Below are 12,714 nucleotides of genomic sequence, written 5' to 3' on the forward strand. Positions count from 1 at the left end.
AATAGGATCGGTCAAAATCCACACATTTGAATTTATCTAAAATCGCGTTGCCGTCTAATGCAAATCATTTTATGAATAAGTCTATTGGCGATTTGTGGCTAAACTTCTATATTTGCCCGGTATTAAGAAAGAGGGTCTTAAATGCCTAAGTTTTTTGCCGCTCTTATTATTTCAGGATTAATACTTCTGCAGGGTTGCGATAAGGGGATTGAACCCGGTGAACCTGTTCTTCCGGGTAGTTTCAGAGGAAGTGTTTCTTTCTCGGGTACATGGCCCGAAGGGATAAAACGGACTCATATCGTTGTATTTAAAAATCCCTTGCTAACTGCCAATGATTTTTCAATTCAGAATTTCGCGTTTATAGTAGACTCAATTCCGTACAGGGATACTATATACTCCTATAATTCACTTGAGGATAATTTTCTTGCGGATATAATTACTCTCTATCCCGGGGAATATAAATACGTTGCGGTGGCACAATCTAATACACCGGAGATCTCTTTCTTAAGAAAGGACTGGACTGTTGTAGGAGTATACTGTCTCAACGATGATCAGACAAGACCGAAGAGTTTGATAATCCGTTCCAACCAGGTTACGCCCGACGTAAATATAAAAGTTGATTTTAATAATCCACCACCCCAGCCGCCAATGTAAGTAAAGGATCTCGGCATGAAAAAAGCAGAAGGCTCTTTAAGAAAGTTTTTAACCGTGATATTTATTCTCCCGTTTTTCTCCATATCAGCTCAAACCGGTTCGGTTATAGGTAAGGTAATTAGCGATAAAGCTCAGCCGATAACTGGTGCCAACCTGATTATTTCAGGAACAACTTACGGCGACGCATCGGATTTAAACGGAAATTTTGAGATTAAGAACGTTCCCTTCGGTGTCTACAACCTTGAAGCATCATGTATTGGTTATGGAAAGCGGACAATCAGAAATATTTCTGTCGGTGCCTCTTCAAAACCGTTAACAATAGTTTTAAGAGAAGCCGTAATTGAAACGGCACAGGTAATTGTAAGCGCTTCGAAATACGAACAGAGGCTGGAGGACATCACTGCAAGCACAACAATAATTCAGCCCGATTATATAAACAGGAAGAACTTTATTTCTTTCGATGACATGCTTCGGTATATACCGGGTGTTCAGATGAATCTTGAACAGGTAAGTATAAGAGGATCCAGCGGGTACAGTAAAGGTGTGGGAGCCCGGGTTCTTGTTGCAATTAACGGTATTCCTTTGTATGCCGGAGATAACGGTGATGTTGTCTGGGAACTTATACCGCTTTCAGATATCGAAAGAGTTGAGGTTATTAAGGGGCCAGCAAGCTCTCTCTACGGTTCGTCTGCGATTGGCGGTGTTATTAATATAATCACCAAAGCAAAAGTTCAGAGCCCCGTTACATATTTTAAGAGTTATTTAGGCGCATACGATAAACCCTCACACGATCTCTGGAAATGGGATGATAACTACAGAACATTTTATGGAATTGAATTAACACATTCCGGTTCTAATGAAAAACTCGGCTATACTCTTTCACTCAAAAAATTCGACAATATGAGCTACCGGCAGAACGATTATTTTAAAAGGTACCTCGGTCACATTAAATTGAGTTATTCATTCACACCCGATAATTACATTCTCTTCTTCTCAAATTATCTTTATTCCAACCGGGGCAATTTTTTATACTGGAAGGATTCACGGAATGCGCTGGTGCCTAAAGACGAAGAAAACGGGAATTACGTTTTATCCAACAGGATCTTTAACGGATTAATTTACCATCATAAATTCAACGAGAATTTTACTTCGGAAGCGAAAGGAAGCTTTTACAGAACCAGCTTCGACGGGTATGGATTGGAAGTTACCAGCTCAGTAGCAAATCTTTTCAGGGGAGAATTCCTTACCAACTATTTTGCTTCTGATAATCTGATCATTACATCCGGGCTTGAAGCTTCCTATTCAGACGTTAATTCGAACATTTTTTCGAACACGCATTTTTACGGTGCCGGCGCCTACCTGCAAGCTGAGTACAAAGGGATTAAAAATTTAATTGCAACAGCCGGATTGCGTTTCGATTATATAAAGATCGATACGATCTCAGGAAAGAACGCCGTAACACCACGGCTCGGTCTTAATTATAAACTCAACAACGATATAATTTTACGGGCTTCCATTGGTACCGGATTCAGAGCACCGACACCTGCGGAGGTATTTACTTCTGCCGCAGTTGGCGGTGGAGTGGGCGTTAAGGAGAATCCGAACCTTACTTCAGAAACAAGTCTGTCATTTGAATTCGGAGTTCAATATAAAATCGGGCCGGGAATAAATTTCGACGCTGCCCTCTTTCAAACCGAATACAATAACTTTATAGAAGCAAATCTTACAAATGAAGGTGATATTCAATTTATAAACCTATCCAAAGCCAGGATTCAGGGTATTGAAACAATTCTCGATTGGTCACTTATTCCTGAGGAACTTAAAGTTACAGTCGGTTATAATTATTTATGGGCTAGGGACATTGAGAAGAACAGATCGATGAAATACCGCCCGCGCAATTCTTTTTACGCTCAAGTAAAATATTCGCCCGGACAATTCGATTTTGGAATCGATTTCAGGCATTGGAGCCGGATTGAAGAGATTGATAACGCGCTCGTTGAACCGCCACTGGCTCTTGTAGTCGATGGCGATAAACGGGTTCCTGTTTATGTTACGGATATTACTGCCGGTTATAACTTTTTAATATGGAATATCCCCGCAAAAATTTACCTTAATGCCAGGAATCTTTTTAACTACAATTATGTGGAGTTTATTGGGAATATTGCGCCGATCCGTAATGTGTCGCTTAGTACAGAGATCTATTTCTGATATTAATTTGAGAGTATTATTAAAAGTCAGTGAACTACAAGGCTTCCAATTTGTCGTGCTGGAGAATCGTTTCCTGTATTTCATTCATTGTATTACTGCGCCGGTTGTAATAATAAGAAGAGGACTTATTTCATAAAGAGTATTGCTATAATTTGTTGAGCATAAGCTCATAATAGAAATACAAATCGACCCTGGAAATGTCACACAAAATATTCCCAAACTAAGCCGTTATAAAAAGAACCCGAACGCCTTTTAAAAAAAGGGCATTCGGGTAATTTATGTGATATTATTTTAGAGTTGCCCGTTTACTATTTTATCGAATGTATCTTGATCAAGGTACAGGGGTGCGTAAGTGATACCCTGTAATTTTAGATTCTTTATAAAAGCTCTCAGATGATTGGCAGAACCTTTTAATAAATTATTATAAACAAATCGGATATCCTGATTATCCACTTCCGGTGAATCTAATTCTTCTTTTAGATCAATAATATCCACTTCTTCTATAAGTGCTCCAACCTTTAATCCTTCAACATGTGATTGTCCTCCTTGCTTCAGCAAATTATCATATAAATCCTGAAGCTGTTGATTTTCAAAAAGACCCGGTCTATCATCATCGATTGGATCATTTATTTCGTATTTATCTAACAACCGTTTTATTGCGTCCATATGTGTTTGTTCACTTCTTGATATATTATTAAAAATCCGGCTCCCATGTTTCTCATTCATTTTTAAATATATATCCCGCGCAACCTTCTCCTCCTCTCTTAAGAACAATAGACCATCTTTTTCCTTTTCTGAAATATTTTCAAAAGGAAAACTTTGGAGGTCTGTTGTGAGAAGCAGGTTCTGAACATCTTCCGGATCAGCCGATTCTGGGTTTGAAATTAAATCACTGCAGCCCTGTGAAATAATAGATGCAAATAACATGGCCGGTATCAATAATATTTTTAATACTTTCATTATAAATCTCCTTTTTTGTTGTTTCCATAATGACAATAATGGTGCCAGAGCTAATTGATTTAAAAACGCAATATTCATTATCCTATTTCGTCCATAATGTTGTTATCAATACTCCGTCTAGTCGAATTAATAGAATAAAAACAATTATTACGTGTGATTGAGAAATGTTTAATCAGTTATTTAAAATTAAGAGAGCGTGAGATTTCCCACGCTCTCAATACATCGGGATGAATGATTATTTATTTTCTTCCGCCACGATATCCGCTGCCCTTCGGTCCGGTTCCGTCATGAACACCTGTTCCGGTAGAGTTTCCGCCCTTTTTACCAAATCCTGTACCGTCCTGCGGTCTGGCAGGTGTACCGGTTCCATCTTTCTTTCCGTATCCTTTACCTGCTCTGTTTACACCCTGTTGAGAAGTACCGACGTTATCGCAAATTCCGTCGCCGTCAGCATCCACCCAGTTTACTTTTGTGCCTGGTCCTTTGCCGTTTCCGGAAGGTGTTGTCTGTGCATAAGAATTGGAAGTGAATACAAGTGCGAGGAAAAGAACTGATGCAAATAATGCTAAGCGTTTCATTTTGTAACTCCTTTTGTTTGTTATTAAAGTTTCGCTATTACATTATTAATTTCCGTGCCAGTCCACGACTTGGATTTATTATGTAAAAAAACGATTTTCCCGGACAGTAAAATGATCTGAATGACGGATAAGTCGACCCGCTCGCCATTCAAGTCGAAATGTTAACAAAGTAATACCGGAGAGTTATGAATAATGATTGGATAAAAGAATTTCCCGGCGCAGTTACAATCTGCGACATTGACGGGAAAATAATCTATATGAATGATAAATCCGCCTCTGTATTCAAGGAGGACGGGGGATTACAACTGATAGGGGGAAATCTATTCGATTGTCACTCTGACGTATCAAACAGAATTATACGCGAATTGATCTCAGATAAAAAAATAAATGTTTACACTATTGAAAAAAACGGTACTAAGAAAATGATCTACCAGTCGCCATGGTTCGAGAACGGAGAAATGAAGGGACTGGTAGAATTATCGTTCGAAATACCTTTTGAAATGCCTCATCACAAAAGGTAGTATTAAATATTTTCTTTAGACTGATTTTCGGCAACCGGACTTTCGGCAGAATCTTTTCTTATCACTTCAACAGTGAAGTTAGCCGCCATGCCGGCAAGAGCTCCCACTGCAGTTAATATCGGCGCGAACATTGCCCCAAGGACACCAATAGTAACCGGTATCTCGATAAATGTATTCCCCTTATCATCTTTAATTATAATACGCCGGGCATTTCCCTCCTTGATAAGTTCTTCAACTTTATCAATAAGTTCCTTCCCCTTAACTTTGAATTCGTCTATCATCTTAAATCCTCCTTTTCTGCATTTTTAGATGCACTCCGTATCCGGAATGTTCCATTCATTAAAAAATTATTTATTTCGATATTTATAAAAACAGATTGACTTGGAAACAATTAAGATTTATTTTTGTTTCGATATTTGTCGAATTAAATATGAGTCGGTATGGATCTAACCAGAAGTATTGAAATTATGAAGTCGCTTGCGGATACCTCGCGGCTCCGGATAATAAATTCACTTATGGATAAACCTCAGTACGTGGAGGAGATCTCTCACAGATTGAATCTTGCCGTATCGACTGTTTCATTCCATCTGAAAAAGCTGGAAATGGCCGGTCTGATAAGTCAGACAAAGGAACAGTATTACATAATCTATAGAATAAATAAGAATCTTTTCGGTTTAACACTCAAGGAGATTGTCGATTTTGATGATAACGAGAAAGAATCGCACATAGAGAGAATTGAGAAATACAAACAGAAAGTACTCAAAGCTTTTTTTAAAAAAGACCAATTAATGCGGCTCCCGGTACAAAGGAAAAAGCGCCTCATCGTTCTTGGTCAGTTTGTCAAAAAGTTTTCGTCAGATAAAAAATACACGGAAGTTGAAGTGAATAAGCTGATTATGGAAAATTATGACGACTATTGCACCATAAGAAGGCTGCTGATTGAAGAAGGCGCAATGAAACGCGATAAACAATTTTACTGGCTGAACGCAGAAAACAATGAAGGAATATTATAGTGGACAAGAAAGAAATAAAAAGAAACTACAAACAGAAAATCCAGCAGATGGGTGTCTATCAGATCCGGAATCTTGCAAATGGAAAGGTGTTCATTGGGGGAAGTAAAAACATTCTCGCCAAGTTCAATGCCCATACTTTCACACTGGAAATCGGCACCCATATAAACAAAAAACTACAGGAGGAATACAACATCTTCGGAAAAGAGAGCTTTGTATTTGAGGTGCTTGAAACTGTCAAGCCGAAAGAGGATCCTGCCTATGATTACTCGTTCGACATAAAAGAGCTCGAAAAAAAATGGTTAAACAAAATAAAACCGACTGGTGAGAACGGTTATAACTAGAAAACCATAATCCGCTCACATCAATTTTTCGACTTTTTTCTTTTAATCCCGGTGGAAAAAGTCTGTACCGTTTTGAATAGAGCAGACATAGATTTCCGGAATTTTGTCATATTTTTTCTTATATAATCCGGAAATCTCTTCAACGAAGCCCGGAACTGTTTCTTCTTCGACGATATTTATTGTACACCCGCCGAATCCGCCGCCCATCATTCTCGATCCGAATACACCCTTGAGTCGGGAAGCCGATTCAACAAGAAAATCAAGTTCGGGACAGCTCACTTTATACAAATCCCGCAATCCTTCATGCGAACCGTACATCCTGTTGCCGAACGAAGCAAAGTCGTTTTTGTCAAGATCTTTGCATGTCTTAAGAACTCTTTCATTCTCTTCTACAACATATTTGCACCTGGCAAAAACATCAGGAGTGAATTCAGATTTATGATTTTCAACCATACTAATATCTGCATCGCGCAGACTATTGATTTCTTTATAATGTCTCTGCAATATTTTTACACCCTCCTCGCACTCCTCTCTTCTCCTGTTATATTCCGAAGATGCAAGTGAATGACTTACAAGTGTATTGCAAAGAACTATTTTTAAGTCATCTTTATCAAACGGATGATATTCGTATTCAAGAGAACGGCAGTCAATCTTTAATACTTTTTTTGAAGAGCCAAAAATATTAATGTACTGATCCATTATTCCGCATTTAACGCCCACGAACTCATTCTCGGCTCTTTGAGATAGCTTGACGAGCTCTATTTTCTCAATCTTAAGATCGAAAATATGATTCAATGAAAATGCGAGTCCGGCTTCGATAGCTGCCGAGGATGACAAGCCGGCACCTATCGGTATATCCCCTCCGAACACACAATTAAATCCGCCTATTTTCTTTCCCGACTTTTTGAGCTGATCAATTACACCGATAAGATAGTTGGCCCAGTTTTTTTCATTATGCTTAAAATCTGCTGCACTAAACCGTACTCCCTCGTTAAAATCGAGTGAGTAGAGATTACAGAATTCACTGTTTCCTGGAGCGATTGCAAAGTAGATTGCTTTATCTATTGCGGCAGGAAGTACAAACCCCATATTGTAGTCGGTATGTTCGCCTATCAGATTCACGCGGCCGGGCGAACGGACAATTACAGGCGGTTCATTAAACAATTCCCGGAATTTCTGATCAATTTTTGATGCGAGACTCATTATAATCCTCAGAATATTTTAACGGTTCTTTATTTTTATAATCTGCGAAGCGATGCTAACGGCTATCTCTTCTACTGTGTTGCTGTTGATTGGCAGGCCGATAGGTGCACGGACTTTTTTAAATAACGAAGGACTAATTCCTTCTTCTTTAAGTTCGCTGAAGATTCTTTTAATCTTAGCTTCGCTTCCCAGCATTCCGATATACCTAACTTTTCTGCCGAGGATCTGCCTTAAAGCAATTTTATCAGTTGGCAATGCGGACGTAACAATCGCAACGTATGAATAATCTCCCTCTTCAACATATCCGCCGATGTTATCGTAAGAAGTGATAATGATCTCATCGGCAGAATGATTTTCTTTCAGAGTATTAAGATCAGACCTGTCATCGAAAACGATTATATGAAATCCCAACAATTCCATCTGGTTTGAGAGAGCAAGCCCTACATGCCCTCCTCCGATAATATACATCGTATCTTTGACGCCGATATTCTCCTCATAGCTCCAGTCATTTCCCGATTTGAATCTATAGACAATGTGTTTACTGTTTCTTAATCCCGGTTTAACATTTAATCCTTCCGGTGTAAGAGCCAGCACCGCTTCTTCATTCTTATAGAATAACTGAATAATTTTTTTAATCCTGCTCAGGTCTTTCTTATCCAATGTAATCGTGAAGTTAGTCTGACGCCCCTGACAGACAAGGCCTGACTGCAATTTTTTAACTTTCTTACTATGGTATAAATCTCTGTGAAGTAAAGCTTTCTTTTTCGATTTCAGTATTCTCTCGCAATCCTTAAGCAAATCATACTCCATCTGGCCGCCCCCGATGGTGCCAACACTTACTCCCTCTTCAGAGACTGCTAATTTAAAACCTGCTTTACCGGGCGAACTCCCTTTCGATTCCAGAACTACTGTAAGAAGAACAGATCCATTCTTTTTCAGCGATTCGAAAATAAATTTCCACATTTTCAGATCTTTCATTAAGATGATCCTTATAACGGTTTTAATTTATTAAAATCGTCCAATGTATCTAGGTCTGTAAGAATTTGAGGATACCGGCAATCCCATATTTTTTTACTTAACGCCGGATTATGACTTATTTCTTTTAATGAATAATTGTTTGCCGTATCGATAATAATTCGAAAAAGAGATTTCTTTAAAAGAACCGGATGACCTTTTACAGAATTGAATGAGGGTTGTATCCAGTTATAATTTTCTTCAATCTGTTCGATAAATTCCCGATAAAATTCTTTTGGAATCAGCGGTTGGTCAACAAAGTGATAAATTACCCAGGCGGAATCCATAGATTCACTTAATCCTATTTTAAGAGAAGAGAACATTCCTTCTTCATAGTTCTGATTATAAACAAATCTGATCCGATCGGACTTCTCCAAAGCGTTCTCTACCTGTTCGCTTTGATATCCTGTTACAACTATAAGGTTATCACAAACCCGAAGCAGATTCTCGGCAACAATACCGACGAATGATTTCCCGTTAATTTTCATAACCGGCTTAAAGGAATTCATTCGGCCGGAGAGGCCTGCTGCCAGGATCAATCCGCTAATTTTCATTTTACCCGGAATATTTTCATGATCTGTTTTATGGAGAGAGAATCAGGTTTTCGAAATTGTTCAGCCGCCGCTTCCGTATCTTTTAATCCGTTACCGGTCATCATAAGCATAATTTTAGAATCTGCTTGAATCGGATTACGATTAATAAATTTCTTATATCCCGCATAGGATGCGGCACATGATGGTTCTACAAACAATCCGGTTGTACGGGATATAATCAATTGTGCTTTTAAAATCTCCTGATCGCTCACGGCAATCGCAGATCCTCTGGTTATAGAGATTGACTGTGCGGCCATATATAAGTTTCGGGGCGCTGCTGCCGAGATACTATCGGCAATAGTATCCGCTTTCTTAAACCGGAATTCCCCATTTTTCATATAGCGAACCAGCGCATCGCTTCCTTTCGCCTGGACACCAATAAGCTTAGGAATTTTATTTATCCAGCCTAGTTTTTTCAGATCGTAAAACCCTTTGAATAATCCAGAAATAATCACACCATCGCCAACCGGCACAAAAATATAATCCGGCAATTCCCCTTTCAGCTGAATGAACATATCAAAAGCAGCTGATTTCTTTCCTTCAATAGTTAAGGGATTGTAAGCGGTATTACGGTTATAGATTTTTTTTGCCGAGGAGATTTCAAGACAAATATCGAAAGCATCATCATAAGTGCCGTCAACCGGATATATTGATGCACCATATGCCTGAATCTGAATTCTTTTTGCCTCGGGAATTGATGAAGGGACAAAAATGTGAGATTTAACTCCGAGTCGGGAGGCTATTCCCGCCAAAGATGAACCTGCGTTTCCAGTAGAAGCGGCGGAGATTTCTTTTACGCCGAGCTCGAGAGCTTTCAAAACTACAAGAGATGACGCCCGGTCTTTATAGGATAAAGTCGGATTTCTCGTGTCGTCGAAGAAAAAGATTTCCCTTCCGTCAACTTTATACTTTAAAACAGGGGAAGAGTTAAGTTCAAGCCGATTAAGTATTTCATCCGGCGGATATTTTTTAAGAGGCCATAAAGGTTTATAGTTCAGAAATTTACCGGGAGAAAGATTCAGAAATTTCTTCCGGGATAATTTTTTCTTTATCGAATTGTAATCGTACTCAACGGTAAAAACACCTCTCAGCGGTTTATTTCTTTCCGCCATTCCGCAGATGGGACACAGATAAACGAAATTATTCTCAATTTGTGTTGCGGAATATTCTTTACCGCAATCGAAACATTTGTAAAAGTAGTTGTTCATTAAATTTTATAATTTTTCTCTAAGATTCTTTGCCATCTCCACAAGTTGAGATTCCCCGGAATGACTCTTCAAGTCACATTGTTAATCCCATAATGGCTTTAGCAGTATGAAGGCGGTTTTCCGCTTCGTCGAACACAATTGATATATCAGGGTTATCGAGAATCTCATCCGTCACTTCGTTTCCTCTGTCGGCCGGAAGCGCATGCATAAGCTTAACATTTTTATCAGCAAGTTTTATTCTTCGCTCATCGCAAATCCAACTTTTATAGTTATCGAGATTGGATTTCATCTCTTTCTTGCATTCATCTTCGTGTGAGAGATAATATTTTTCATCATAATACCCGAATCCGCCCCAGTTTTTGGGAACAACAATTTGAGCTCCTTGGAATGCTTCATCCATATTATTTGTAAACTTAATACTGCCTCCTCCCTCTTTTGCATTTAGGATTGCTTTATCAACAATATTTTTGCTTAGCGGAAATTCCTTAGGGTGAGCAACTGTTACATCAATACCGTATCGGGGGAATAAAAGTATCTGTGTCTGGGGAACACTTAAAGGTTTTGAGTGTGTCGTTGCATAAGCCCAGGATACTGTAACTTTTAACCCATTTGTATTTTTTCCAAAGTGTTCGAATATTGTCATAAGGTCTGCCAGGCCCTGGAACGGATGATAAACATCATCCTGAAGAGACATAACCGGTTTGCGTGAGTATTGAGCGAGTTCATTGAGATATTTATTCCCGACCCCGTAAAAGCAGTTCCGGCAGGCAATTCCGTGTCCCATCCGGCTCAGAATAATTGCTGTATCCTTTGCAACTTCGCCGTGTGTAATCTGCATTTTATCGGGTGTAAGATCGTGAGCATGCCCGCCGAGCTGGGTCATTCCGGCTTCCATTGAGTTTCGTGTCCGGGTTGATTGCTCAAAAAACATCATGAAGAGTGTTTTATGAGGAAGCCAGAGAGTCGGCTCCTCGGCATAGAATTTCTTTTTCAGGTCGAATGATGTTTCGAATACTATGTCGAGTTCTTCCTTTGTCCAGTCGTCTTCTGTTAAAAAATGTTTTCCCTTGAATTTCAATTCCATATTTATCTCCTTAATTAATAGGACGAGGATTTGTCTTACTTTTATTTTATCAGTTCAAACGGTAACAGGGAATAAAACTTAGCCGCCTTAAGCAGGTCGTTTAATACAATCTCCTCTTTAGATGAATGTGCAAGCTCTTCTTTTCCCGGTGCAAATCCGATTGTCGGGATTCCAAATTGACCGGCGGTTGCAACTCCGTTGGTAGAGAAACTCCATACTCCGCTCTTTGCTTTACCTGTAGACGCTTTAGAAGTCCTCATCGCCGCATCAACAAGCGGATGCTTTTCGTCGTATACCCATGTAGGGAAATATGCCTCCTGAGAATATTTAGTTCCCTTCCAGCTTACTCCCTCTACATCAGGAATAGAAATTTTCGCATCGCTCTTATGCTTCTTTATTATTTCTTTCAACTCTTTAACTACACTATTCCTGTTTTCTCCGACGGTCATTCTTCTATCTATATGAATCTGACAGAAATCAGAAACCGAGCACATCGAAGGAGCTTTTGAAACGATATTGCTTACCGTAATAGATCCTTTGCCCAGAGTCGGTTTCGGTTTCAGTTTTTTATCGAGTTTTTCAATATCGGCAACTACCGGCATCATTTTATAGATTGCATTAATTCCTTTCTGATTATGAGCACCGTGAGCTGATTTACCCGTAGCAGTAATTTTTAATTCCATTCTTCCACGCTGTCCCCTGTATACTTTCATATCGGTCGGCTCACCCAGCAGAACAAAATCAGGCTTGATTCCTTCATTCCTGATTATGTGATAAAGAGGATAACCGTCGGCATCCTCTTCCAGAACTGAACCTACAACATAAAGCGTAAAGGGAAAATCGTTTCCGAATATCGACTTGATAATTTTCCCCGCAATCATAAATCCGGCCATAGCCGGTTTTTCATCAACCGCTCCGCGTCCGTAAAGTTTCCCGTTTTCAATAACTCCGGCAAATGGAGGATGCTGCCAGTTCTCGGTTTCAGTTACTTTTACAGTATCAATATGAGCATCGTACATAATTTTTACGGGGCCGTTTCCGATCCGGCCGATTGCATTTCCGAAAGAATCGTGATAAGATTCATCAAATCCGTATTCATTCATCTTCTTCACAATGAATTCTACAATTTCTTTTTCTTCACCGCTGTAACTTTTTATCTGGACCAATTTTTGAATCAGCGAAAAAAGATTTTCCTTTTCCGCTTCCACAGCCTTGAATAAATTTTCTTTCATATCCGTAATACTCGTTAACTGTTTCTTAATAAAGTTAGTTATATCAAAATTTTCTGTTTATAAATTAACTATAATTAGAGATATTTACATCGGTTATATGGAGTA

General features: G+C 39.1%; 14 protein-coding genes. 5 read left to right on the forward strand and 9 right to left on the reverse strand.

What is annotated here, in order from left to right; all coding sequences use genetic code 11:
* Window positions 1–141: 141 nt before the first annotated feature.
* Together PLZ15_03480 and PLZ15_03485 are read left to right on the forward strand one after the other, a co-directional pair.
* Complete coding sequence (locus PLZ15_03480; protein HOI28797.1) at window positions 142–654, forward strand: hypothetical protein; 513 nt, start codon at window positions 142–144, stop codon at window positions 652–654.
* Between the two features lie 15 nt (window positions 655–669).
* Window positions 670–2,862, forward strand: coding sequence for a TonB-dependent receptor (locus tag PLZ15_03485; GenBank protein HOI28798.1), 2,193 nt, complete (start codon window positions 670–672; stop codon window positions 2,860–2,862).
* Between the two features lie 291 nt (window positions 2,863–3,153).
* Here the strand turns inward: PLZ15_03485 and PLZ15_03490 are convergent, their stop codons facing one another.
* Together PLZ15_03490 and PLZ15_03495 are read right to left on the reverse strand one after the other, a co-directional pair.
* Entirely contained in the window at window positions 3,154–3,822 is a 669-nt protein-coding gene (locus PLZ15_03490; protein HOI28799.1) for a DUF2202 domain-containing protein, read from the reverse strand.
* A gap of 239 nt (window positions 3,823–4,061) precedes the next feature.
* Window positions 4,062–4,400, reverse strand: a complete 339-nt coding sequence (locus PLZ15_03495) for a hypothetical protein (GenBank protein ID HOI28800.1) — start codon at window positions 4,398–4,400, stop codon at window positions 4,062–4,064.
* 185 nt (window positions 4,401–4,585) lie between these two features.
* Here PLZ15_03495 and PLZ15_03500 point away from each other — a divergent pair, with 185 nt between their 5' ends.
* The gene (locus PLZ15_03500; GenBank protein ID HOI28801.1) at window positions 4,586–4,921 is read left to right on the forward strand and encodes a hypothetical protein; all 336 of its coding nucleotides are present in this window, start codon (window positions 4,586–4,588) and stop codon (window positions 4,919–4,921) included.
* A 2-nt stretch (window positions 4,922–4,923) separates the two neighbouring features.
* On the opposite strand, the gene PLZ15_03505 is transcribed toward PLZ15_03500, so the two are convergent.
* Window positions 4,924–5,202 carry a DUF4342 domain-containing protein gene (locus PLZ15_03505; protein ID HOI28802.1) on the reverse strand — a complete coding sequence of 93 codons (279 nt, stop codon included), beginning with the start codon at window positions 5,200–5,202 and terminating at the stop codon, window positions 4,924–4,926.
* 159 nt (window positions 5,203–5,361) lie between these two features.
* Here PLZ15_03505 and PLZ15_03510 point away from each other — a divergent pair, with 159 nt between their 5' ends.
* Window positions 5,362–5,934, forward strand: a complete 573-nt coding sequence (locus PLZ15_03510) for a metalloregulator ArsR/SmtB family transcription factor (GenBank protein HOI28803.1) — start codon at window positions 5,362–5,364, stop codon at window positions 5,932–5,934.
* Window positions 5,934–6,275 carry a GIY-YIG nuclease family protein gene (locus PLZ15_03515; protein ID HOI28804.1) on the forward strand — a complete coding sequence of 114 codons (342 nt, stop codon included), beginning with the start codon at window positions 5,934–5,936 and terminating at the stop codon, window positions 6,273–6,275. The genes PLZ15_03510 and PLZ15_03515 overlap by 1 nt, the downstream gene beginning before the upstream one ends.
* Window positions 6,276–6,317: 42 nt before the next feature.
* On the opposite strand, the gene PLZ15_03520 is transcribed toward PLZ15_03515, so the two are convergent.
* From PLZ15_03520 to PLZ15_03545, 6 genes are all read right to left on the reverse strand, one after another.
* Window positions 6,318–7,478, reverse strand: a complete 1,161-nt coding sequence (locus PLZ15_03520; GenBank protein HOI28805.1) for a galactokinase — start codon at window positions 7,476–7,478, stop codon at window positions 6,318–6,320.
* 18 nt (window positions 7,479–7,496) lie between these two features.
* Window positions 7,497–8,456 (reverse strand): XdhC family protein, encoded by a 960-nt coding sequence (locus PLZ15_03525; protein ID HOI28806.1) that lies wholly within the window; start codon window positions 8,454–8,456, stop codon window positions 7,497–7,499.
* A gap of 11 nt (window positions 8,457–8,467) precedes the next feature.
* Entirely contained in the window at window positions 8,468–9,046 is a 579-nt protein-coding gene (locus PLZ15_03530) for a nucleotidyltransferase family protein (GenBank protein HOI28807.1), read from the reverse strand.
* On the reverse strand, window positions 9,043–10,293 hold the full coding sequence (thrC, locus tag PLZ15_03535) for a threonine synthase (GenBank protein HOI28808.1): 1,251 nt from the start codon (window positions 10,291–10,293) through the stop codon (window positions 9,043–9,045). Before thrC ends, PLZ15_03530 begins: the two co-directional genes overlap by 4 nt.
* A gap of 73 nt (window positions 10,294–10,366) precedes the next feature.
* On the reverse strand, window positions 10,367–11,377 hold the full coding sequence (locus tag PLZ15_03540) for a hypothetical protein (GenBank protein ID HOI28809.1): 1,011 nt from the start codon (window positions 11,375–11,377) through the stop codon (window positions 10,367–10,369).
* A 41-nt stretch (window positions 11,378–11,418) separates the two neighbouring features.
* Window positions 11,419–12,609, reverse strand: a complete 1,191-nt coding sequence (locus tag PLZ15_03545) for a YgeY family selenium metabolism-linked hydrolase (protein HOI28810.1) — start codon at window positions 12,607–12,609, stop codon at window positions 11,419–11,421.
* Window positions 12,610–12,714: the final 105 nt, after the last annotated feature.

The sequence above is a fragment of the Melioribacteraceae bacterium genome (genome assembly GCA_035362835.1).
Classification (GTDB): domain Bacteria; phylum Bacteroidota; class Ignavibacteria; order Ignavibacteriales; family Melioribacteraceae; genus DSXH01.